The sequence below is a fragment of the Agrobacterium sp. 6Ca8 genome, assembly GCF_055382765.1.
The window spans coordinates 1,076,312-1,097,868 of sequence record NZ_AP026433.1 but is presented as its reverse complement, the minus strand read 5'-3'; the positions used below and the strand labels follow the sequence as shown (position 1 = coordinate 1,097,868).

21 protein-coding genes and 1 pseudogene are annotated in these 21,557 nt (G+C 58.8%); 6 read left to right on the top strand and 16 right to left on the bottom strand.

What is annotated here, in order from left to right; translation table 11 throughout:
- Positions 1-61 precede the first annotated feature (61 nt).
- Genes ntrC through dusB form a run of 3 tightly spaced genes read right to left on the bottom strand, consistent with a single transcriptional unit; the run spans position 62 to position 3,581 of the window.
- On the bottom strand, positions 62-1,513 hold the full coding sequence (gene ntrC, locus ACZ5A6_RS05465) for a nitrogen regulation protein NR(I) (RefSeq protein ID WP_003512914.1): 1,452 nt from the start codon (positions 1,511-1,513) through the stop codon (positions 62-64).
- A complete protein-coding gene (locus ACZ5A6_RS05460) occupies positions 1,510-2,658 on the bottom strand; it encodes a two-component system sensor histidine kinase NtrB (protein WP_003512904.1) in 1,149 nt (382 codons plus the stop codon). The genes ntrC and ACZ5A6_RS05460 overlap by 4 nt, the downstream gene beginning before the upstream one ends.
- A complete protein-coding gene (gene dusB, locus ACZ5A6_RS05455) occupies positions 2,655-3,581 on the bottom strand; it encodes a tRNA dihydrouridine synthase DusB (protein ID WP_003512902.1) in 927 nt (308 codons plus the stop codon). The genes ACZ5A6_RS05460 and dusB overlap by 4 nt, the downstream gene beginning before the upstream one ends.
- 365 nt (positions 3,582-3,946) lie before the next feature.
- Between dusB and ACZ5A6_RS05450 the strand changes: the two genes are divergently transcribed.
- Together ACZ5A6_RS05450 and ACZ5A6_RS05445 are read left to right on the top strand one after the other, a co-directional pair.
- Positions 3,947-5,134 carry a bifunctional 2-C-methyl-D-erythritol 4-phosphate cytidylyltransferase/2-C-methyl-D-erythritol 2,4-cyclodiphosphate synthase gene (locus tag ACZ5A6_RS05450; RefSeq protein ID WP_065688271.1) on the top strand — a complete coding sequence of 396 codons (1,188 nt, stop codon included), beginning with the start codon at positions 3,947-3,949 and terminating at the stop codon, positions 5,132-5,134.
- Entirely contained in the window at positions 5,131-5,640 is a 510-nt protein-coding gene (locus tag ACZ5A6_RS05445) for a CinA family protein (protein ID WP_019565546.1), read from the top strand. The genes ACZ5A6_RS05450 and ACZ5A6_RS05445 overlap by 4 nt, the downstream gene beginning before the upstream one ends.
- Here the strand turns inward: ACZ5A6_RS05445 and ACZ5A6_RS05440 are convergent.
- Both ACZ5A6_RS05440 and ACZ5A6_RS05435 read right to left on the bottom strand, forming a co-directional pair.
- On the bottom strand, positions 5,622-6,077 hold the full coding sequence (locus ACZ5A6_RS05440; RefSeq protein ID WP_003512897.1) for a type II toxin-antitoxin system RatA family toxin: 456 nt from the start codon (positions 6,075-6,077) through the stop codon (positions 5,622-5,624). The two genes, ACZ5A6_RS05445 and ACZ5A6_RS05440, sit on opposite strands and share 19 nt — an antisense overlap.
- Before the next feature lie 9 nt (positions 6,078-6,086).
- Positions 6,087-6,656 carry a P-loop NTPase family protein gene (locus ACZ5A6_RS05435; RefSeq protein ID WP_065657942.1) on the bottom strand — a complete coding sequence of 190 codons (570 nt, stop codon included), beginning with the start codon at positions 6,654-6,656 and terminating at the stop codon, positions 6,087-6,089.
- Between the two features lie 248 nt (positions 6,657-6,904).
- Here ACZ5A6_RS05435 and ACZ5A6_RS05430 point away from each other — a divergent pair, with 248 nt between their 5' ends.
- The 3 genes from ACZ5A6_RS05430 (at position 6,905) to ACZ5A6_RS05420 (ending at position 8,955) form a co-directional block, all read left to right on the top strand.
- Positions 6,905-7,081: a hypothetical protein gene (locus ACZ5A6_RS05430; protein ID WP_003512893.1), complete on the top strand. Its 177-nt coding sequence runs from the start codon at positions 6,905-6,907 to the stop codon at positions 7,079-7,081.
- Positions 7,082-7,195: 114 nt separating this feature from the next.
- A complete protein-coding gene (locus ACZ5A6_RS05425; RefSeq protein WP_003512891.1) occupies positions 7,196-7,930 on the top strand; it encodes a helix-turn-helix transcriptional regulator in 735 nt (244 codons plus the stop codon).
- A 95-nt stretch (positions 7,931-8,025) separates the two neighbouring features.
- The gene (locus tag ACZ5A6_RS05420) at positions 8,026-8,955 is read left to right on the top strand and encodes a DMT family transporter (protein WP_003512889.1); all 930 of its coding nucleotides are present in this window, start codon (positions 8,026-8,028) and stop codon (positions 8,953-8,955) included.
- 78 nt (positions 8,956-9,033) lie between these two features.
- Here the strand turns inward: ACZ5A6_RS05420 and lipA are convergent, their stop codons facing one another.
- The 11 genes and pseudogenes from lipA to ACZ5A6_RS05365 all read right to left on the bottom strand — a co-directional run bounded on the left by lipA (position 9,034) and on the right by ACZ5A6_RS05365 (position 20,424).
- Positions 9,034-10,005 (bottom strand): lipoyl synthase, encoded by a 972-nt coding sequence (gene lipA, locus ACZ5A6_RS05415; RefSeq protein ID WP_003512887.1) that lies wholly within the window; start codon positions 10,003-10,005, stop codon positions 9,034-9,036.
- 104 nt (positions 10,006-10,109) lie between these two features.
- Complete coding sequence (locus tag ACZ5A6_RS05410) at positions 10,110-10,358, bottom strand: GlsB/YeaQ/YmgE family stress response membrane protein (protein ID WP_003512885.1); 249 nt, start codon at positions 10,356-10,358, stop codon at positions 10,110-10,112.
- Positions 10,359-10,439: 81 nt separating this feature from the next.
- Positions 10,440-11,885 (bottom strand): dihydrolipoyl dehydrogenase, encoded by a 1,446-nt coding sequence (lpdA, locus tag ACZ5A6_RS05405; protein WP_013636031.1) that lies wholly within the window; start codon positions 11,883-11,885, stop codon positions 10,440-10,442.
- A 58-nt stretch (positions 11,886-11,943) separates the two neighbouring features.
- Entirely contained in the window at positions 11,944-12,588 is a 645-nt protein-coding gene (locus ACZ5A6_RS05400; protein WP_003512881.1) for an SGNH/GDSL hydrolase family protein, read from the bottom strand.
- Positions 12,589-12,600: 12 nt separating this feature from the next.
- Positions 12,601-13,971 carry a pyruvate dehydrogenase complex dihydrolipoamide acetyltransferase gene (locus ACZ5A6_RS05395; protein ID WP_111799048.1) on the bottom strand — a complete coding sequence of 457 codons (1,371 nt, stop codon included), beginning with the start codon at positions 13,969-13,971 and terminating at the stop codon, positions 12,601-12,603.
- Between the two features lie 14 nt (positions 13,972-13,985).
- Entirely contained in the window at positions 13,986-15,407 is a 1,422-nt protein-coding gene (locus ACZ5A6_RS05390; RefSeq protein ID WP_003512876.1) for a pyruvate dehydrogenase complex E1 component subunit beta, read from the bottom strand.
- A 17-nt stretch (positions 15,408-15,424) separates the two neighbouring features.
- Complete coding sequence (gene pdhA, locus ACZ5A6_RS05385) at positions 15,425-16,468, bottom strand: pyruvate dehydrogenase (acetyl-transferring) E1 component subunit alpha (protein WP_003512874.1); 1,044 nt, start codon at positions 16,466-16,468, stop codon at positions 15,425-15,427.
- 153 nt (positions 16,469-16,621) lie between these two features.
- Positions 16,622-16,939 (bottom strand): FtsB family cell division protein, encoded by a 318-nt coding sequence (locus ACZ5A6_RS05380; RefSeq protein WP_003512872.1) that lies wholly within the window; start codon positions 16,937-16,939, stop codon positions 16,622-16,624.
- Between the two features lie 336 nt (positions 16,940-17,275).
- Positions 17,276-18,550, bottom strand: coding sequence for a phosphopyruvate hydratase (gene eno, locus ACZ5A6_RS05375; RefSeq protein ID WP_003512870.1), 1,275 nt, complete (start codon positions 18,548-18,550; stop codon positions 17,276-17,278).
- A 147-nt stretch (positions 18,551-18,697) separates the two neighbouring features.
- Complete coding sequence (gene kdsA / locus ACZ5A6_RS05370) at positions 18,698-19,543, bottom strand: 3-deoxy-8-phosphooctulonate synthase (RefSeq protein WP_113473216.1); 846 nt, start codon at positions 19,541-19,543, stop codon at positions 18,698-18,700.
- A pseudogene (locus ACZ5A6_RS05365) lies at positions 19,543-20,424 on the bottom strand (VOC family protein). The gene kdsA and the pseudogene ACZ5A6_RS05365 overlap by 1 nt, the downstream one beginning before the upstream one ends.
- Before the next feature lie 210 nt (positions 20,425-20,634).
- On the opposite strand from ACZ5A6_RS05365, the gene lexA reads away from it, so the two are divergent.
- On the top strand, positions 20,635-21,357 hold the full coding sequence (gene lexA / locus ACZ5A6_RS05360; protein ID WP_003512859.1) for a transcriptional repressor LexA: 723 nt from the start codon (positions 20,635-20,637) through the stop codon (positions 21,355-21,357).
- Positions 21,358-21,557 lie beyond the last annotated feature (200 nt).

The window sequence follows — 21,557 nt, the reverse complement described above, 5'->3', positions numbered from 1 at the left end:
TGTTTTCCAAGCAACACAATGTGGCGAAAATGCAACGACAACCGCGACCTTGTCAACATTCTCAGCTGGGGCGGGAGCTGCGATACACGGAAACGCCAAGCTCGCGAATCTTCTTGCGCAGCGTATTGCGGTTGAGGCCAAGAAGATCGGCAGCCTTGATCTGGTTACCGCGCGTCGCCGTCAGGGCGGCAAGAATGAGCGGATATTCCAGTTCGCGCAGAACACGGTCGTAGAGACCCGGCGGCGGCAGGCCTTCGCCGAAACTTGCGAAATAATCCCGCATGTTTTCCTCGACCGCCTGCGAAATGGTCAACGAGCCGGTGCGGACCGCCATCTTGTCGAGCGGGCTGTCTGGAACATCCGACTGCAATTCCTGCTCGATGATCTCGCGGGTGATGACTTCCTGCGGATAAAGCGCCATCAGGCGACGGATCAGGTTTTCGAGTTCGCGCACGTTGCCGGGCCAGGCATAGGCCTTCATGACTTCCAGCGCCTCGGTCTCGAAGCGCTTTCCTTCCAGCCCCTCCTTCTCACCCGTCTGGATGAAATGGCGCACCAGATCGGGAATATCCTCAGCGCGGTCGCGCAGCGGCGGCAGCCGCAGCGGCACGACGTTCAGGCGGTAATAGAGGTCTTCGCGGAAAAGGCCCTGATTGATCGACTGCTTCAGGTCCTTGTTGGTGGCGGCGACGATGCGAACATCGGTCCTGATCGGCGTGCGTCCGCCCACCGTCGTATATTCGCCCTGCTGCAATACGCGCAGCAGCCGCGTCTGGGCGTCCATTGGCATATCGCCGATTTCGTCGAGAAACAGCGTGCCGCCTTCGGCCTGTTCGAAACGGCCGGTCGAGCGGTTCTGCGCGCCGGTGAAGGCGCCCTTCTCATGGCCGAACAGTTCCGATTCGATCAGATCACGCGGAATTGCCGCCATGTTGATGGCGACGAAGGGGCCGTTGCGGCGCTTGCCGTAATCATGCAGCGCGCGCGCCACCAGTTCCTTGCCGGTGCCGGATTCGCCGGTAATCATCAGCGTCAGGTCGGTCTGCATCAGGCGGGCGAGAACCCGGTAGATTTCCTGCATGGCGGCCGAGCGGCCGACGAGCGGCATGCCGTCCTGCATATCGTCGTCCAGTTTGGCGGGCTTGCGCTTCGGCTCCGACAAGGCGCGGCCGATGATGGCAATCAGCTCCGTCAGGTCGAAGGGCTTGGGCAGGTAATCGTAAGCGCCCTTTTCCGAGGCCTTGATCGCGGTCATGAAAGTGTTTTGGGCACTCATCACCAGAACCGGCAGGTCCGGGCGGGCCTTCTTGATGCGCGGAAGCAGATCGAAGGCGTTTTCATCGGGCATCACGACATCGGTAACGACCAGATCGCCCTCGCCGGCAGAAACCCAGCGCCAGAGCGTTGCGGCATTGGACGTGATGCGCACATCGTAACCGGCACGGCTGAGCGCCTGATTAAGCACGGTGCGGATCGCGGCATCATCATCGGCGACGAGGATAGTAGCTGTCATCTGTCATTTCCTGTCGAGTTCGGCAAGATGCGGTCGTCCAGCGCCACTTCAGGCGAGACGGGCATCAATACGCGGAAAGTCGTGCGATGGTTCTGGCTGTCGCATTCGACGATGCCGCCATGGGCGCCGATCAGTTTGGCGACAAGCGCCAGACCCAGGCCCGAACCATTCGTCTTGGTGGTAATGAAAGGGTCGAAGAGATGCGGCAGGAGATCGGCCGGCACTCCCGGCCCATTGTCATGGACGCAAAACTCAAGCGGCAGCGAGATGCGTTCGCGGCTGCCTGCCACGGACATGCGCATGCCGGGACGATATGCCGTCGTCAGCACGATCTCGCCCTCCGACTGATTTCCGACGGCTTCCGCCGCGTTTTTCACCAGATTGAGAAAGACCTGCACCAGCTGGTCGCGGTTGGCATAGACCGCCGGCAGCGATGGATCATAATTCTCGGAAATCTTGATGTTGCGGGCAAAGCCAGCCTTGGCTATAGCCTTCACATGGTCGAGCACCGAATGGATGTTGACCGGCACGCGGTCCACCGGACGCTCGTCGGAAAACACTTCCATGCGGTCAACCAGCGAGACGATACGATCGGTCTCATCGCAGATCAACCGCGTCAGTGCACGGTCCTCATCGGCAACCGATGTCTCGAGAAGCTGCGCGGCACCACGAATGCCCGAAAGCGGGTTCTTGATCTCATGCGCCAGCATCGAGGCAAGGCCGGTGACAGAGCGTGCAGCAGCCCGATGGGTCAATTGCCGGTCGATCTTGTCAGCCATCGACCGTTCCTGGAAGACGACGACAACAGACCCCGGCTCGCTGACAACAGGCGCGACATAGAGATCGACGAGCTTGTCCTGTCCAAGCCGGGGGGAGCTCAGATCGACCCGATATTCATTTACCGGCGCGCGGCGTTCCCGCACCTGATCGATCAGCGCAAGCAGCGGACTGCCGAAGGGAATGAAGGTGGAGACGCGGTAGCGGGCGAGATGGGAGGCGCTGGCCCCGAAAAAAGCTTCTGCTTCCCAATTGGCAAAAGCGATGAAACCTTCGGCATCCACCAGAATAACGGGATTCTGCACCGCGTTCAGAACCGCCATGGCGAGCGGATTCGCATCTGCCGGGCTGTGTTTATCAGCGCTCATGCGGCCTTCCTTGCGGCTTCTTCGCCCGCATTGTCGCAAAGGGCGGAGCGCAGCAGATCAGCCACTTCCCCCGTATCACGCGATGTCATGATTTTAGCCTTGTCGGTGGTGGCGATCTCCGTCGCGAAACGGTCGAGATACCAGCCCAGATGTTTGCGGGCATGCCGAAGACCGGCTTCCCTTCCATAAAATTCGAGCATCATGTCGTAATGTTCGACGGCGATATCGGCAATATCGGCGCGTTGCGGCGCTGCATGTCCGGCCAGTACCGCCGGCAGCCAGGGTTGACCCTGTGCACCGCGACCGACCATAACGGCATCCGCGCCGGAACGGCTGAGGATTTCACGCGCATCTTCAGCGGTCTCGACATCGCCATTGGCGATCAGCGGCACGGAAATCACCTCGCGCACGGCGCGAATGGCATCCCAGTTCGCCCGTCCTTCGTAAAACTGCATGCGGGTGCGGCCGTGAATGGTAATGAGCTGGATGCCAGCGGCTTGAGCGCGGCGAGCAATTTCGGGTGCATTGATGGTGTTTTCATCCCAGCCGAGCCGCATCTTCAGCGTCACGGGCACATCGACCGCGCCGACGGTCGCCTCGATCAATGACAGCGCATGATCAGGATCCCGCATCAAGGCCGAACCGGAGTAACCGCCCGTCACCTTCTTGGCCGGACAACCCATATTTATGTCGATGATGCCAGCGCCATTGTCAGCCGCAATTTTTGCCGCTTCCGCCATAAAATGCGCTTCGCGTCCGGCGAGCTGCACCATATGCGGAACCATCCCGGCATTTTTCAGCCGCGCCCAGGATTCCCCACGATTGGCGACAAGTTCCCGGCTTGCGACCATTTCAGTCACCACAAGGCCCGCGCCGTAACGCCAGGCGAGCTGACGGAAAGGCAAATCTGTCACGCCCGACATAGGCGCCAGCACTGCGCGATTACGGATCGCGACTGAGCCGATGCTGAACGGGACTGACAACTCCGGAAGGGGCAAGTGATGATCTTTCGTGCAGAAGAGTTATATGCATTATTTTTAGACAGTGTTTGCGCAGTTGCCAAGCACTTTTACAGGGTTGCACCTTTTATTTGCGCGTGGCCTGCCTGCCTGTTTTGCTGGCGGCGGCAATTTGTGCAGGTTTGAACAAACGGGATGACCGATCCTGCGGCATGTGGGTGCGGGTGGGCGGCTTATCGGGCTGGCCATTCGGGTTTTGAAACGCTAGAGCAGGACTGTCAACCATTAAGGGTTGCGCACAAAGCATAAGACCAATGCAGGAAAGTACTATGAAACTCGGCATCGTCGTTGTCGCCGCAGGACGCGGAGAAAGAGCCGGCTCCCCCGAGGAAGGGCCGAAACAATATCGCCCGATCGGTGGCAAGGCCGTGATCGAGCATACATTGTCGACCTTTCTTGCCTGGGCAGACACATCCCCTATCGTGGTCGTTATCCATGCCGACGATGCGGCACTCCTGTCACCAATCCTTGAACGGCTGAATGCCGGAAAGCGGATCGTCACCGTCACGGGCGGCGCAACCCGGCAGCAATCGGTGCTCGCTGGTCTGGAAGCGCTGGCCGCGCAAGACCTCACACATGTGATGATCCACGATGCCGTGCGGCCTTTCATCGCCGTTGACATGCTGGAACGCATCGTGGCGCTGCACAAGGCGGGCGCTGTCGGCGTTCTGCCTGCCCTGCCCGTCACTGATACGCTGAAGCGTGGCGCAGGCGATTCTGTCGCGGAGACGGTTTCAAGGCAGGGTCTTTATGCGGCGCAGACACCGCAAAGCTTCAGCTATGACGAAATCCTCGCCGCGCATCGCGCTGCTGCCACATCTGGAAAAACCGACTTTACCGATGACGCCTCGATCGCCGAGTGGGCAAGTCTGCCTGTGACGCTGACCGAAGGCTCGGTCGACAATGTGAAACTCACTCTCAAGCGGGATATCGCCATGGCCGATGAAAAGCTCTCCTACGGACTGCCTGACGTGCGCACCGGCAATGGTTACGACGTGCACCAGCTGGAAGCAGGAGACGGTGTGACACTGTGCGGCGTCTTCATCGAACACGACCAGAAACTCAAAGGCCATTCGGATGCCGATGTGGCGCTGCATGCGCTGACGGATGCCCTGCTCGCCACCTGCGGCGCTGGCGACATAGGCGATCACTTCCCGCCTTCCGATCCGCAATGGAAGGGTGCCGCTTCGCGCATCTTCCTCGAACACGCGGCCAAGGTAGTCCGCGGCAATGGCGGCACGATCATGAATGCCGATGTCTCGCTGATTGCCGAAGCGCCGCGCATCGGACCGCATCGGCAGGCCATGCGTGAGGCGCTTTCCGACATTCTCGGCATCGCGTTGGAGCGCTGCTCGGTCAAGGCTACCACCAACGAGACGATCGGCTTCGTCGGCCGCCGCGAAGGTATTGCTGCGATTGCCACTGCCACTGTGGTCTACAAGGGCAGACCGCTATGAGCCTGTTTCCTGCGGATATAGAAGAACTGGCGCGGCGGATCATTTCTGACTTTACCGCCGGCGGCTTCATGGTCTCGACGGCGGAAAGCTGTACGGGCGGCCTGATTGCTGGTTCGCTGACGGAAATCGCCGGCTCTTCTGCCGTCGTCGATCGCGGCTTCGTCACCTACACGAACCAGGCCAAGATGGACATGCTTGGGGTTGGAACTGAGACGCTGGCGAATTTCGGCGCCGTATCCCGACAGACCGCGCTGCAAATGGCGCATGGCGCGCTATTTCGTTCCCGGGCGGATTTTGCCGTAGCCGTGACCGGCATTGCCGGTCCGGGCGGAGGTTCGGTTGAAAAACCGGTGGGGCTGGTGCATCTGGCCGCCAGGGCGCGCAGCGGTAAAATCCTGCACCATGAAATGCACTACGGAGAGATCGGGCGAACGGAAATCCGTCTTGCGACCGTCAGGACGGCGCTCGAGATGCTGATTACCCTCAATCAGGCCGGGTCCGCGTAGATTTTATCGGCGCGGGTCTCGAAGGCTTCGGCGAACATGCGGAAGGCCCTGTCGAACATCGATCCCATGACCGCACCGAGCAGCCGGTTCTTGAATTCATACTCGATGAAAAAATGAATGGCCGAGCCGCCCTCTGCGGAGGCTTCAAAACGCCAGCGATTGTCGAGATATTTGAACGGGCCGTCGATATATTTCACGTCGATAGCGCGCTCTGCCGGGTTCAGCAGCACCTGCGTGGTAAAGGTCTCGCGAATGGCCTTGTAGCCCACCGTCATATCAGCCACCAGCAGGGTCTTGCCGTCCCGCTCCTTGCGCGAGCGGATGACCAGCGCTTCGCAAAGCGGCAGAAACTGCGGATACTTCTCCACATCGGCGACGAGGTCGTACATGCGGTCGGGTGAATGTTTTACAAGGCGATGCGTTTCGAACTGTGGCATGAGCGGGAGTTAATCCTCGATAACAAGAAGATCAAGAAGGCGGCGAAGTTGTTTTCGGCTTTTAAGCTGGAATACCGGCACGTTGGGACCATAAAGCGCGAAATTCTGCTCGAAGATCGGAGCGTGTCGGCGTTCGAAATTCCAGATATAGCGCAGGAAATCGAGATCCAGTCTTTCGGGGCAGCCTTCAGCCATTTCAGGACGCGCCTTGCCATACCCCTTGGCAATCCGGGTGATGGCGCCCCAAAGGCAAAGCCAACGCGGCATGCGCACCCAAAGGACGATGTCGGATCTCGGCAGACGCATGTCGAAAGACGATGGATTGCTGCCGTCCATCAGCCACCGGTCTTTGGTGACGATGGCGGCGATCCTCTGCCGCTGTTCTTGGCGCGGGCGTGCCTGCCAGCCGGGCAACCAGAAAATATCGCGATCCATGGAAATGTATTCAAATCCAAAGCGTCTTACGAGCTTCCGGGAAAGCGTCGATTTTCCGCCTCCGGAGCAACCAACGACCGAAATACGCTGCGCAGATGCGATAATCGCAGCCGCGTCCTCCACGTTTTCAAGATAGTTCGGCATCGAATAAACCTCGTCTTCGCCACCATGCCATTTTTAAATAGCGCGGCTATTACTCTGCGGCGGCATGGCCGCGGCGTCCGATGTTACGGAAATTTAACTATTGCAACCCCCTCGCAGGGATTGCTATTTATTTGCGACTAATATTACACCCATGGGATGCAACGGCGCTGGAACCTCCCATTTTCACCGCGCTTATTCATCCCTGGGTTCACACCCACATAACCCGCTTTGAGCCACTGAGTGAGCCGATGGACGATTTTTCCAACATCATCAACCTTCTCGAATCCGCCAAGCAACTTGCATCGATGAACGAAATGCCGATGCTTGCCTATCTCATCGACGTTGCGAAATGCGAGGCGAGAGAGAACAAGCCGGTTTTGCGCAAGCGCAAACGCGGCGAATCGACCGCCAAGGAAGAATGTTAGACGCCGGCTCGATAAAGCCGGCTGGCCCAATCTTCAAGACGATGTCATAATCAGGACTGAAACCGGCCGCTTTTCGAGGCGGCCGTTTCTTTGCACGATGGAAATGACAATCTCATGATCGCCGCATCCGCCGATATCAGAACCTATACGCAGGAAAGACCGAAGGAACGGCACGGCTTCGTGCAGATCGTTCTTCCGGTCTCGGGATGTCTGCGGATCGATGTAGCAGGGCTACAGGACGAATTGTCCACCGGGCGCGCGGTCTTCATTCATCCCAACACATCGCACACACAGGAAGCGACGACGATCAACCGGTCGCTGGTGGTCGATATCGACGAAACTGCTGTTCCCGAACGGGTGCTGGAGAGATTTGTCCACAAGCCGTTTCTCGATATCGCACGGGATACACGGCAGCTGATCGCTTACATGCGCGGCGTCATCGGATCGGATGGGCCGCGTGAGGATATTGCCAACCTCTGGGCACCGCTCCTGATCGACAGCCTTGCGACTGAAAAGACCGATATCCGCCACCGCCTGCATGCGCTGGGCGAGATCGTCAGAGCGGAGCCATTTTTCCCCTGGACCATCGAGACGCTCGCATCCTGCGCCGCGATCAGCGATAGCCGCCTGCATGCGCTGTTTCTGGAAGAGTTTAGCCTCCCTCCTCACCGCTGGCTTGCAGAGCTGCGCATGGACAAGGTCTGCGCATTGCTGCGCCACTCCACATTGCCGATTGCGGAAATTGCCTTGCGGGCCGGCTTCTCCGACCAGACGGCACTGACGCGCGCCATGCGCAACGCGATGGGCAAAACGCCTGCCGCTTATCGCCGGGCCTTCGGAATTCACTGAAAGCATAGCACCTCTTCTCTCAGGAGTTTTTGTCAAGACAGCCGTACGTGGCTGTGGCACATCGCGGGCAATCGTGAATGCGGATGTGACATGACATGAACAAGACAAGCCTCGGTGTTATCTACGGCATGATGGCGGGCGCTCTCTGGGGTGCGATCTTTCTCGCCCCGAAACTCGTACCGGATTTTTCCGCCCTGCAACTGTCAACGGCCCGTTACCTGACATACGGGCTGATTTCGCTCATCATCATCGGACCGCGCCTGAAACGGGTATCGGCCCATTTCGGCGCGCGCGAATGGATCGCGCTCGGCTGGCTGAGCATGATCGGCAACATCGCCTATTATGTCTTCATATCAACGGCGGTGAAACTGAGCGGCGTTGCCTTCACGTCCATCATCATCGGATTCCTGCCGGTTGCCGTCACCATCATCGGCACGCGCGATCATGGCGCGGTATCGCTCAAGCGTCTGTGGCCGTCGCTCGCCTTTGGCGCAATCGGCATTATCGGCATATCCTGGCAGTCGCTGACGGAAAGCGATGCGGGGCTGGATGTATCCCGCCTGATCGGGCTGGCCTGTGCGCTTGGCGCGCTCGCCTCATGGACGGCCTTTGCGGTTGGCAATGCCCGCTGGCTGTCACGCCTTCACGATGTCAGCGCCGACGACTGGAACATGATGACGGGTGTGGTGACCGGAGGGCTGGCGCTGGCGCTCGCCATACCGGCCTTTGCTTTCGGCGGGGAAAGCCATAGCTCCGAGGACTGGCTGCATTTTGCGGCCATCGCCGCCGGTCTCGGTTTCACCGCATCCATTCTCGGAAATGCTCTCTGGAACCGCATGAGCCGCCTGCTGCCGCTCACCATGGTTGGACAGATGATCCTGTTCGAGACGCTCTTTGCCTTGCTCTATGGTTTCCTCTGGGAAGGTCGTGGGCCAACAATCGTGGAAGTCCTGGCGATTTGCTCAGTCGTGCTGAGCGTCATCCTGTGCATGCGCGCGCATCGGCCGGAGAAGGTTGTGGCATGACTTCAGGTGAAAGCAGCAACGTCATCCTCGGGACAAGCCCAAGGATGACGCGTGAGAAAAATTGCCCGCCCCGCCCACTTACTCCGCAGCGGCCAGAAGCTTCTTCTCGCGGGCTGCGCGCAGGCGTGCAAAATCGTCGCCCGCATGGTGGGAAGAACGCGTCAGCGGGCTGGAGGAGACCATCAGGAAGCCCTTGGTATAGGCGACCGTCTCATAGGACTTGAATTCCTCCGGCGTGACATACGCCTCAACCTTGTGGTGCTTGCGTGTCGGCTGCAGATACTGGCCAATCGTAAGGAAGTCTACGTCAGCACTGCGCAGATCGTCCATCAGCTGCAGCACTTCGTTGCGCTCTTCGCCAAGGCCGACCATGATGCCTGATTTGGTGAACATGGTGGGGTCCAGTTCCTTGACGCGCTGCAACAGGCGCACGGAATGGAAATAACGCGCACCGGGGCGAACCGTGAGGTAATTGCCGGGAACGGTTTCCATATTGTGGTTGAAAACATCGGGCTTCGCCGCGACGACACGCTCCAGCGCGCCGGGCTTTTTCAGGAAGTCCGGGGTCAGAATTTCGATGGTGGTGTTGGGAGACGCAGCGCGGATCGCCCAGATCACCTTTTCGAAGTGCTCCGCGCCGCCATCGGCAAGATCGTCGCGGTCGACCGAGGTAATGACGACGTGGCTGAGGCCCATCTGCTTGACGGCCTTGGCGACGTTTTCCGGCTCGTCCATGTCAAGCGCATTGGGCTTGCCGGTCGCGACGTTGCAGAAGGCGCAGGCGCGGGTGCAGATCTCACCCATGATCATGAAGGTCGCGTGTTTCTTGTCCCAGCATTCGCCGATATTTGGACAGCCGGCTTCCTCGCACACCGTCACCAGCTTGTGACTGCGCACCAGTTCGCGCGTTTCGTGGTAGCCCTTGGATGTCGGCGCCTTGACGCGGATCCATTCCGGCTTGCGCATGACTTCGGTATCGGGCCGATGGGCCTTCTCCGGGTGGCGGATACGCTTTTCTTCGGACGAAGTCCTGTCGAGAATAGTGACCATAAGAAACCTGTTTCTATCGCTTGCCGCGATCATCACATTTATTGACGCGATGCTTTAGAACAATTCCAGAAAAAGCGTAAGCCCCTTCCGGGCACGAAGCCTAGTCAGCGCCGTACCAGCTTAGCCATGAACAACAACAGGCTGGCGCCGATGAAGGACGTTACGAAATAACCGAGCCTGCTGTCCTGCACGAAAACGTCGAAGGTTCTCAGCACCGCAACGGCAACCACCGAACCGACGATGCCGAGAACGATATTCATGAAGATGCCGAAACGCATATCCATGAGTTTGCCGGCGAGCCAGCCGGCAAGACCGCCGATGATGATTGCCGCAATCCAGCCGATATTTTCCATTCCCGCGCTCCCTTATAGAACCAGCGTTGAGACATATGGGACACCCGGCACGGTTAGACAATGCCGGGCATCACGGGGCACTCATGCGTTCAGCACACGTCCGTAGGCGTCGAGCACGCTTTCCTTCATCGACTCGGAAATGGTCGGATGCGGGAAGATCGTGTGCATCAGTTCCTCTTCGGTGGTCTCGAGGTTCATGGCGACCACGAAGCCCTGAATGAGTTCGGTGACTTCCGCACCAACCATGTGCGCGCCGATCAACTCGCCTGTCTTCTTGTCGAAGATGGTCTTGACCATGCCCTGATCTTCACCGAGTGCCACGGCCTTGCCGTTGGCCGCAAAGGAGAAGCGGCCGACGCGAATATCGCGGCCCAGTTCCTTCGCCTTGGCTTCGGTGAGACCAACAGAGGCGACCTGTGGGTTGCAATAGGTGCAGCCGGGGATCTTGAGCTTGTCCATCGGGTGAACATTCGGCAGACCGGCGATCTTTTCAACGCAGATCACGGCCTCATGCTCGGCCTTGTGGGCGAGCAGCGGCGGGCCGGCGACATCGCCGATGGCGTAGACGCCAGGCACGTTGGTCTTGCCGTAACCGTCGATGACGATGAAGCCGCGATCGGTCTTCACACCGACGGCCTCAAGGCCGATGCCTTCGATGTTGGCGACGACGCCGACAGCCGAAATCATCCGGTCAGCGGTGATCTTCTCGGACGAACCGTCCTTCTTCTCGAGCGTCGCAGTAACCGAATTAGCAGCCTTCTCGACCTTGGCAACCTTGGTTTCCAGATGGAACTTGATGCCCTGCTTCTCCAGCTGCTTCTTGGCGAAGGCAGATATCTCCGCATCTTCGACCGGCATCACCTGGCTCATGATTTCAACGACGGTAACGTCGACACCCATGGTGCGGTAGAAGCTGGCGAATTCGATGCCGATGGCGCCGGAACCCATGACGAGCAGCGACTTCGGCAGTTCTTCCGGCTTCATTGCCTCGAAATAGGTCCAGATCAGCTTGCCATCCGGTTCGATGCCTGGAAGCGCGCGCGGGCGGGCGCCTGTGGCGACGATGATGTGCTTGGCGGTATAGGTGCCCTCGCCCAGCGTGTTCTTCGGAACCGGGCCCATCGGTTCGACGGGCTTCTTCTGGGTCTTGGAAACTACGATTTCACCGGGCTTGGTGATCTTGGCCTCGCCCCAGATGATATCGACCTTGTTCTTCTTGAACAGGAAGCCGACGCCGTTGTTCATGCGGTGCGCGATGCCGCGCGAACGATCAACGATCGCCTTGACATCAGGCTTGATCGAGCCTTCGAGCGTCAGGCCGTAATCCTTGGCGTGCTGAGCCGTATGCAAGACATCGGCAGTACGCAGCAGCGCCTTGGTGGGAATGCAGCCCCAGTTGGAGCAGATGCCTGCAAGGTGCTCGCGCTCGACCACGGCAACCTTCATGCCGAGCTGGGCTGCGCGAATCGCGGCAATATAACCGCCCGGTCCCGAACCGATGATGATGACGTCATAAGATTGAGCCATAGGTATCCTGCCTTGTCCTATCGGGTCACGGCATGCCGTTCCGAAACGAGAATTGTTGTCAAAGTCCGAGCATCATGCGAACGACGGGCTCCAGCCCGCGCCCGATAGCCCGCGTGTTTTCAGCATCGAGATGAACGCCGTCTACGGGCGTCGTGCGGGCAACTGATCCCGCATCGAAAAATCCGCAATCGAGATCGTCGGCCAAATCCCGGTAGACCGGGGCGAGCATCGCCGATTCATCGATCGCATCGCGAAAGATAGCGCCCATCACGGGGTTGGCCGTTTCGCACAGTTGCGGCGGCGCGACGATCAGAACATCCGGCGCTTCCCAGTCCGGCACCTGCCAGACATGGTTGCGCACCAGTTTGACCAGCCGCTCCACACCCTTCATCGCGACGATCGCCGAGCCATGAATCGACGGTTTCAAGTCGTTGGTGCCGAGCATGATGATGACCAGATCAAGCGGCGCGTGGCTGTGCAGAAGCGTCGGCAAGAGCCTTGCGCCGTTGCGATCGCAATCAGCGGTATGATCATCATAGGCGGTGGTTCGTCCACCCAGCCCTTCGTGAATCACCTTCACATCAGGCCCGAGCGCCTTTTGCAAGACGCTCGGCCAAAGATCGTCATGGCTGTGCCGGCCACCCGTTTCCGCATCTGATCCCCATGTCAGGGAATCGCCAAAGCAGAGGACCGACTTCACCATCTCACTCTCCGATCAAACCAGCATGCCCATCGGGTTTTCGATATAGCGCTTGAAGGCGCCGATCAGCTCGGCTCCGAGCGCGCCATCGACGCAACGGTGGTCGGTAGAGAGCGTAACCGTCATGACATTGGCGATCTTGATCTCGCCGTTCTTCACGACAGCACGCTGTTCGCCCGCGCCGACTGCCAGAATGGTGGCATGCGGCGGGTTGATGACGGCGGAGAAGCTCTTGACGCCCATCATGCCCATGTTGGACACGGCCGTCGTGCCGCCCTGATACTCCTCGGGCTTCAGCTTGCGCTCCTTGGCACGCTTGCCGTAGTCCTTCATCTCGTTGGAGATGGTGGAGAGCGACTTCTCTTCCGCCTTGCGGATGATAGGCGTGATCAGGCCACCCGGAATGGAAACGGCAACGCCGACATCCGAATGCTTGTGCTTGACCATGTTGCTTTCCGTCCAGGAGACGTTGGCATCAGGCACATCGCGCAGCGCGAGAGCCAGCGCCTTGATGACCATGTCGTTGACCGAAAGCTTGTAGGCGGGCTTGCCGTCCTTTTCGGGAGCGGCGGCGTTGAGCTGGGCGCGCAGCGCCAGAAGCGTATCCAGTTCGCAATCCACGGAAACGTAGAAATGCGGAACGGTCTGCTTGGATTCGACCAGACGCTTGGCGATGACCTTGCGCATGCCGTCATGCGGCACCAGTTCGTAAGAACCGGGTTCGAACAGCTTGAGAACAGCTTCTTCGGACGGGCCCTTGGCAAGTGCGGCAGCTGGTGCGCCTGCGGATGCTGCGGCGGCAGGAGCAGCCTTCGCACCACCAGAAGCGGCAGCCTTTTCCACGTCAGTCTTGACGATACGGCCATGCGGGCCGGAACCGGACACGGCCGTGAGGTCGAGACCGGCTTCCTTGGCGAGACGACGGGCAAGCGGCGAAGCGAAGATGCGCTCGCCGGATTTTGCAACCGGGGCCGGGGTGGAAGGTGCGGAGGACTGGTCGGCAACTGGCTTTTCAGCCTTGGCTGGCGCAGCTTCTTCCTTTGGCGCTTCGGCCTTCACAGCTTCTTGCTTCGGAGCCTCGGCTTTGGCCTGGGACGCGGCAGGAGCAGCATTGCCGCCCTTTGCTGCCTCAGCCACATCCTCGCCATCGGCGGCGAGGATAGCGATCAGGGCGTTGACCTTGACCGCTTCCGTGCCTGCGGGAACCACGAGCTTGGCGACCGTGCCCTCATCGACGGCTTCCACTTCCATGGTTGCCTTGTCGGTCTCGATCTCGGCGATCACGTCACCGGGTGCGACCTTGTCGCCTTCCTTGACCAGCCACTTGGCCAGATTGCCCTCTTCCATGGTGGGAGAAAGGGCAGGCATGGTGATGTTTATCGGCATCGAAACGCCTCCCCTTACTTGTAGCAGACGGTTTTGACAGCCTGAACGACTTCATCGACGTTCGGCAAAGCCAGCTTTTCGAGGTTTGCCGCGTAAGGCATCGGAACGTCTTTGCCGGCAATCGTCAGGATCGGCGCATCGAGATAGTCGAAAGCGGCACGCATGACCTGATTGGCGATGAAGTCACCAACCGATGACTGCGGGAAGCCTTCCTCGACGGTGACCAGACGACCGGTCTTCTTGACCGATTCGATGACCGTGGGCAGGTCCATCGGACGGATGGTGCGAAGGTCGATCAGTTCGACGTCGATGCCGAGCTTTTCGAGTTCCGCAACAGCCTTGATTGCGTAGGTCATGCCGATGCCGAAGGAAACGATCGTCGCATCCTTGCCCTTGCGGTGAATGCGCGCCTTGCCGATCGGCAGCACGAAATCGTCGAGCTTCGGCACTTCGAAGCTCTGGCCGTAGAGAATTTCGTTCTCAAGGAAGATGACCGGGTTCGGGTCACGGATGGCTGCCTTCAGGAGACCCTTGGCGTCCGCTGCCGTGTAGGGCATGACGACCTTGAGGCCCGGAATATGGCTGTACCATGCGGCGTAACATTGCGAATGCTGAGCGCCAACGCGGGCAGCAGCACCCGAGGGGCCACGGAACACCATCGGCGCACCCATCTGGCCGCCCGACATGTAAAGCGTCTTCGCAGCCGAGTTGACGATCTGGTCGATCGCCTGCATGGCGAAGTTGAAGGTCATGAATTCGACGATGGGCCGCAGGCCCGTCATTGCCGCACCGACGCCGATACCGGCAAAACCGTGCTCGGTGATCGGGGTGTCGATGACGCGGCGCTCGCCGAATTCCTGCAACAAGCCTTGGGTAATCTTGTAAGCGCCCTGATATTCGGCGACTTCCTCACCCATGACGAAGACTTTTTCGTCGGCGCGCATTTCTTCGGCCATGGCGTCGCGCAGCGCTTCACGCACCGTCGTCATCACCATTTCCGTGCCTTCAGGAATATCCGGATCGGCAGCGACTTCGATCTTAGGTGCTGCCGGAACCTTTGCGGCTTCCTTGGCAGCGCTCGGCTCCTCGGATGCTTCGCGGGTCTTGCCGCCTGCGGCATCCGAATCGGAATTTGCAGCTTCAGCCTTCGGCTCTTCCTTCTTGGCAGAAGAAGAAATGTCGGCAGCGCTTTCGCCTTCCTGGATGAGAACGGCGATCGGCGTGTTGACCTTGACGCCTTCGGTGCCGGCGTCGATCAGCAGCTTGCCGATAACACCTTCATCCACAGCTTCCACTTCCATGGTCGCCTTGTCGGTCTCGATCTCGGCAATCACGTCGCCGGATGTGACCTTGTCGCCTTCCTTTTTAAGCCATTTGGAAAGCGTGCCTTCCTCCATGGTCGGGGAAAGGGCGGGCATAAGAATTTCTACTGGCATGGGTTTCCCTTTCCCGATCAGAGCAGAATGTCGGTGTAGAGCTCGGATACATCCGGCTCTGGGTCGTTCTGGGCGAAGTCTGCGCTATCGGCGACAATATCACGGACATCCTTGTCGATGGCCTTCAACTCGTCTTCGCTTGCCCAGCCCTGCTCCAGAAGCCGTGCCTTGACCTGCTCAATCGGGTCATGTTCGGAGCGCATCTTCTGCACTTCGTCTTTCGAACGGTATTTCGCCGGGTCGGACATGGAGTGACCACGGTAACGGTAGGTCAGCATTTCCAGAATGATCGGACCCTTGCCGGAGCGGCAATGTTCCAGCGCCTGATCGGCGGCGGCCTTTACGGCGCGCACATCCATGCCATCCACCTGGATGCCGGGAATGCCGAAGGACTGGCCGCGCAGCGAATAGTTCGACTGGGCGGTGGCGCGGGCGGTCGAGGTGCCCATGGCGTAACGGTTGTTTTCAACGATATAGATGATCGGCAGTTTCCAGAGAGCGGCCATGTTGAAGCTCTCGTAGACCTGACCCTGGTTGGCGGCGCCGTCACCGAAATATGTCACGGAGACATTGTCATTGCCGCGATATTTATTGGCGAAGGCAAGACCGGTTCCGAGCGAAACCTGCGCACCGACGATGCCGTGACCGCCGTAGAAATGCTTCTCCTTGGAGAACATGTGCATCGAGCCGCCCTTGCCTTTCGACAGGCCGCCCTTGCGACCGGTCAATTCGGCCATGACGCCACGCGCGCTCATGCCCAGAGCCAACATATGGCCGTGGTCACGGTAAGCGGTGATGACCTGATCGCCTTCCTTCTGAGACATCTGCATGCCGACAACAACGGCTTCCTGACCGATGTAGAGGTGACAGAAACCACCGATGAAGCCCATGCCGTAAAGCTGGCCGGCCTTTTCCTCGAAGCGACGGATGAGAAGCATCTCACGATAGGCGTGAAGCTCTTCTTCCTTCGAAAAGTCCGGGCTGTTCTTACCGGTGAATTCGCCTGCAGCCTTTGCCGTTGTCTTTCGGCCGGATACGGACGCGGTTTTTCGCGGCGCCATTCATCCCTCCCTGAGTTGCCGTTTGAATGGATAGATTGGCGCGTACCATATGCAAGAAAATGCCATGCAGCAATGCTTTAAACGCATGGCACATATTCACGCTAAAGTGCTGTGAATAAATCACAAATCATTAATTAACTTGATTTCGGTTAATTAGAAGTAGGTATTCATGATGACAATTTCGTCCGTACGGGACATATTCAACTGATAACGGGAAATCTCGTCAATCATGTCACGTTCGAGAGAACCGTCGCTCAATAATTCGACCTGCCGCTCCAGCGCAACGCGCGCCTGCGTCAGCTTGGCAAGCTCTGCCGTTCTGGCAATACGCTGCCGCTCCAGCCGCTCCGTCGCCTGAAGGCCGAAGTCGCCGTGGATGGAATGATACCCGAAATAGGAAAGAAAAGCGATCGTAATGGCCGGAACGATCAAACGGCCGAATCGTCTCTTTTTATGATGTCTGGTCCACATGCCGGAGAGAAGCCTTAAAACGCATAATGTGAGTCTCGAGACTAATGCGGATTGTTTAACTATCCGTTGACCTTAAATTCCGCGTGGCTGATAGACGCAAAAAAGCCCGCCAGAGGCGGGCTAATAATGACGACGATATCAGAGAGAGTTCGTTATGCCGAGCGTGATCCGGCATCAAGCCACAGCGCGTCTTCGCCGTGAAAAGAGTCCTTTCAACCCAGGGACCTGGGCTGACTGAACCCCGGATCAACTCGGGAGTGAGCAGTGCGGATAAACCGCCCATCCCTGATACTGGCCCGCCAGGCGGCGGGCCATCTCGCGAAACCCGAACGCGGATTATCCGCGCAGGATCGAACGGCCGGCGTAAGCAGCCTGCGGGCCCAGCATCTCTTCAATGCGGATAAGCTGGTTGTACTTTGCGAGCCGGTCGGAACGGGCAAGCGAGCCGGTCTTGATCTGACCGCAGTTGGTTGCGACCGCGAGATCGGCGATGGTGGAATCTTCCGTTTCGCCCGAACGGTGCGACATGACGGCGGTGTAACCTGCCTTGTGCGCGGTTTCGACTGCGTCCAGCGTCTCGGAAAGCGAACCGATCTGGTTGACCTTGACGAGGATGGAGTTGGCGACACCCATCTTGATACCGTCGCGAAGGCGGGCGGAGTTGGTGACGAAAAGATCGTCGCCCACCAGCTGGCACTTGTTGCCAATGAGATCGGTCAGCGCCTTCCAGCCATCCCAGTCGTCTTCAGCCATGCCGTCTTCGACGGAGATGATCGGATATTTCGCCACGAGCTCGGCCAGGTATTCGGCCTGCTCGATCGGCGAACGGGTCTTGCCTTCGCCTTCATAAACGTAATTGCCGTTCTTGAAGAATTCGGTCGCCGCACAGTCGAGACCGATGAACATGTCGTCGCCCGGACGGTAGCCAGCCTTTTCGATCGACTTCATGATGAAATCGAGTGCTGCCGGCGCGCTTTCGAGACCCGGTGCAAAACCGCCCTCATCGCCGACATTGGTGTTGTGGCCCTGTGCGGACAGTTCTTTTTTCAGCGTATGGAAGACTTCGGAGCCCATGCGCACGGCTTCGCGAATATTTTCTGCGCCGACCGGCAGGATCATGAATTCCTGGAAGTCGATGGGGTTATCGGCATGCGCGCCGCCGTTGATGATGTTCATCATCGGAACCGGCAGCAGATGCGCGTTCGGGCCGCCGACATAACGGTAAAGCGGCAGGCCGGAGGCTTCAGCGGCAGCCTTCGCAACGGCGAGCGACACGCCGAGGATGGCGTTGGCGCCGATGCGCGACTTGTTCGGCGTGCCGTCGAGCGCGATCATCATCTGGTCGATCTGGATCTGGTTTTCAGCGTCGAAACCGCCAATCGCGTCGAAGATTTCCGTATTGACGGCTTCGACCGCCTTTTCCACGCCCTTGCCGAGATAACGCTTGCCGCCATCGCGCAGCTCAACCGCCTCATGCGCGCCGGTGGAGGCGCCGGAGGGAACGGCGGCACGGCCCATGGAGCCGTCTTCGAGATAAACGTCGACTTCAACGGTCGGATTGCCGCGGCTGTCGAGAATTTCGCGCGCGATGATATCGGTAATGGCAGTCATGGTCTCTCCCTTGGGAATGGAACAGATATTTTCCGTCGCCTGTCTTAGACGATGGCGAAGAAATTACAATGACGGCGGACGGCGGAAACAGCCCGCCCGCCATTAAAATCGATTGGCACAAAAGTGCCCGCTGTAACGGTCAGCCGATCAGGCTTTCGTAATCGCGTCGAAAGCCAGAAGCTTTTCGAGCAGTTTCGGCATGTCCTTCAGGTGGACCATGTTAGGGCCGTCTGACGGCGCATTGTCCGGATCCTCATGGGTCTCGATGAAGAGACCAGCCACGCCAACCGCAACGGCCGCACGCGCCAAAGTCTCGACGAATTCGCGCTGTCCGCCGGTGGAACCGCCCTGCCCGCCCGGTTGCTGCACCGAATGGGTGGCATCGAACACGACAGGTGCGCCGAGCGCTGCCATGATCGGCAACGAGCGCATGTCGGAAACCAGCGTGTTGTAACCGAAGGACGCGCCGCGCTCGCACAACATCACATTAGGATTGCCGCTCTCATTAAGCTTGGCAAGCACGTTCTTCATGTCCCAGGGCGCCAGAAACTGGCCTTTCTTGACGTTGATGACGCGGCCGGTCTTGGCGGCAGCAACGAGAAGATCGGTCTGGCGGCTGAGGAACGCCGGAATCTGCAGCACGTCCACCACCTCGGAAACGACGGCGCATTGCTCTTCCGTGTGGATGTCGGTCAGAACAGGAAAACCGAATTCCTTCTTGAGATCGGCAAAAACCTGCATCGCGTTATCCAGGCCGATGCCGCGTTTTCCGGAAAGCGAAGTGCGGTTCGCCTTGTCGAAAGAGGACTTGTAGACAAGCCCTATTCCCAGCTTGTCGCAAAGCTCCTTCAGGACGCCAGCGATCATGAAGGCATGTTCGCGGCTTTCCATCTGGCACGGACCGGCAATCAGCGAAAACCGCTCGGTATTCGAGAAGGAAACCTTGCTGGCGCCGTCGCCGGCAGTGACTTTAAGATTGTTCGTAACGCTCATCATTTTTCCTCGAAGGCGAAGGCAACGCCCTGACCGGGTGCCGCGGGCACCACCAGACGGCCGTCCGCTTTTGCGCAGGACACGCCATTAGCAGCAAGCACCGCCTCTGTCACGGCAAGATCGTGTGACGAAAAGACGATGCCCGCGCCGCGCAATCCTCCTTCGTTGCCGTCCTGAGCATTCAGGGCCTGCCCGCCGAAAGGCGGTTTTCCGGTCAATCTGATGCTGGCATTGCCGGTCGCAAAAACCATATCACCGCCCGGAGACCTTTTGTCTTCACAGGCAAACACTGTCTCGATCAGGCCCGCCACCTCCATATTGCCGCCGGAAAACAGGACGATTTCACTGAGGCCGGTGACACCATTGGCGTGGCGCTCCAGCATGGTGCGATCGCCCGGAAGGGCTTAAAGCCGTTGACAACTGAACAAAAAGAAATCCGCGGCCGCCCCGCTTGCCGCAAAAGCAAGCCGGAACGCCGCCTCGCCTTGCGAGCCATCCGGCATCCGAACAGGCCGCGAAAACTCGAAAACATCGCCCGCCGAAAGGCCGGCTGCCCGAAACCGCTCATGGTCAACCAAGGCGTCTTCAGTCCTGGCGACAAGAGCCGAAAAACCCTCCTGCCCGTCCCGTTGCCGGAAGGCCACATCCCTGCCGGTGAACACATCACCCCTCTCTATTGAGGCATTATATTTAGCCGGATCAGCAATTGCGAGCGGCTCCAGATAGGTGCCATCGGCGAAAAATACGCAGGCATTTTGGGTGCCGAAAGGATGCAGAGCCTCCGGCGCAACCGTAAAGCCAAGACTGACGAGGCGCTTCACGGAGACGCCTATGACTTCCACGGGCAAAACGAGATGGTCAACGCTATAGGGTTTCGTCATGACATGTATCCTGCTGGCCTTCCGCCCGGAGCATGCCGGGACGGTTTCGACCGCACAAAAGCACAATTGCGTGCTATGAGGCAAATCATCACAGCAACAGATGGCACCTTCACGAAATTTTAGGGGATTGCAGAACACATATGGAACATATAGTGTTCGTTCTGTATTTGTTTCGCGACTTCCACTACGATTCTAAAGGGTGTTTTCCTCATGCTCACGCGCAAACAGCAGGAATTGCTTCTCTTCATTCATGAACGAATGAAAGAGTCCGGCGTGCCGCCCTCCTTCGATGAAATGAAGGACGCACTCGATCTTGCTTCGAAATCCGGCATCCACCGCCTGATAACCGCTCTCGAAGAGCGCGGGTTCATTCGTCGGCTACCGAATAGAGCTCGGGCGCTGGAAGTCATCAAGCTGCCCGAGGCTTATACGCCGGGTGCAAGGCCGCAGCGCGGCTTTTCGCCAAGCGTTATCGAAGGCAGCCTTGGCAAGCCCAAGACGCCGGAACCGGCCCCTGCCCCCAAGACGCCGGCCAATGATCTGGGCGGGGCTGTCACCGTGCCGGTCATGGGCCGCATCGCTGCGGGCGTGCCGATTTCCGCCATACAGAACAACACCCATGATGTGGCAGTGCCAGTAGACATGCTTGGCACGGGCGAACATTACGCGCTTGAGGTCAAGGGTGATTCGATGATCGAGGCCGGCATTTTCGACGGCGACACAGTCATCATCCGCAACGGCAACACTGCCAATCCCGGGGATATCGTTGTGGCTCTGGTGGATGACGAAGAAGCCACGCTGAAGCGCTTCCGCCGCAAGGGAGCCTCCATTGCGCTCGAGGCGGCAAACCCAGCCTATGAGACCCGTATCTTCGGGCCCGACCGGGTGAAAATTCAGGGCAAGCTGGTTGGGCTGATCCGCCGCTACCATTGATCTTATCGAACCGAACGTATTCGCTTTACGATAGGCGTCATCGTGAAGATGGCGCCTATATCGGGTTTGGCTGTTTCCAAACGTGGCGTGCTTTTGCGGGTGCACGAACATATGCGCCATTCAGCCTATGCGCGTTGCCCTTTCTAAACTGAGTTCCTGCTCCATAAAGATGCTTCGGTTTCGCTACAGGCGTGGTAGCG

Coding starts and splice junctions, on each gene's coding strand:
- ACZ5A6_RS05400 (WP_003512881.1), bottom strand. CDS start 12,588: ATGGTGAAGTCGGTCCTCTGCTTTGGCGATTCCCTGACATGGGGATCA.
- ACZ5A6_RS05460 (WP_003512904.1), bottom strand. CDS start 2,658: ATGAGCGCTGATAAACACAGCCCGGCAGATGCGAATCCGCTCGCCATG.
- lpdA (WP_013636031.1), bottom strand. CDS start 11,885: ATGGCTCAATCTTATGACGTCATCATCATCGGTTCGGGACCGGGCGGT.
- ACZ5A6_RS05450 (WP_065688271.1), top strand. CDS start 3,947: ATGAAACTCGGCATCGTCGTTGTCGCCGCAGGACGCGGAGAAAGAGCC.
- ACZ5A6_RS05420 (WP_003512889.1), top strand. CDS start 8,026: ATGAACAAGACAAGCCTCGGTGTTATCTACGGCATGATGGCGGGCGCT.
- ACZ5A6_RS05435 (WP_065657942.1), bottom strand. CDS start 6,656: ATGCCGAACTATCTTGAAAACGTGGAGGACGCGGCTGCGATTATCGCA.
- ACZ5A6_RS05395 (WP_111799048.1), bottom strand. CDS start 13,971: ATGCCGATAAACATCACCATGCCTGCCCTTTCTCCCACCATGGAAGAG.
- ACZ5A6_RS05425 (WP_003512891.1), top strand. CDS start 7,196: ATGATCGCCGCATCCGCCGATATCAGAACCTATACGCAGGAAAGACCG.
- ACZ5A6_RS05440 (WP_003512897.1), bottom strand. CDS start 6,077: ATGCCACAGTTCGAAACGCATCGCCTTGTAAAACATTCACCCGACCGC.
- lipA (WP_003512887.1), bottom strand. CDS start 10,005: ATGGTCACTATTCTCGACAGGACTTCGTCCGAAGAAAAGCGTATCCGC.
- ACZ5A6_RS05380 (WP_003512872.1), bottom strand. CDS start 16,939: ATGTGGACCAGACATCATAAAAAGAGACGATTCGGCCGTTTGATCGTT.
- ntrC (WP_003512914.1), bottom strand. CDS start 1,513: ATGACAGCTACTATCCTCGTCGCCGATGATGATGCCGCGATCCGCACC.
- kdsA (WP_113473216.1), bottom strand. CDS start 19,543: ATGAGCGTTACGAACAATCTTAAAGTCACTGCCGGCGACGGCGCCAGC.
- ACZ5A6_RS05445 (WP_019565546.1), top strand. CDS start 5,131: ATGAGCCTGTTTCCTGCGGATATAGAAGAACTGGCGCGGCGGATCATT.
- lexA (WP_003512859.1), top strand. CDS start 20,635: ATGCTCACGCGCAAACAGCAGGAATTGCTTCTCTTCATTCATGAACGA.
- ACZ5A6_RS05410 (WP_003512885.1), bottom strand. CDS start 10,358: ATGGAAAATATCGGCTGGATTGCGGCAATCATCATCGGCGGTCTTGCC.
- eno (WP_003512870.1), bottom strand. CDS start 18,550: ATGACTGCCATTACCGATATCATCGCGCGCGAAATTCTCGACAGCCGC.
- pdhA (WP_003512874.1), bottom strand. CDS start 16,468: ATGGCGCCGCGAAAAACCGCGTCCGTATCCGGCCGAAAGACAACGGCA.
- ACZ5A6_RS05390 (WP_003512876.1), bottom strand. CDS start 15,407: ATGCCAGTAGAAATTCTTATGCCCGCCCTTTCCCCGACCATGGAGGAA.
- dusB (WP_003512902.1), bottom strand. CDS start 3,581: ATGTCGGGCGTGACAGATTTGCCTTTCCGTCAGCTCGCCTGGCGTTAC.
- ACZ5A6_RS05430 (WP_003512893.1), top strand. CDS start 6,905: ATGGACGATTTTTCCAACATCATCAACCTTCTCGAATCCGCCAAGCAA.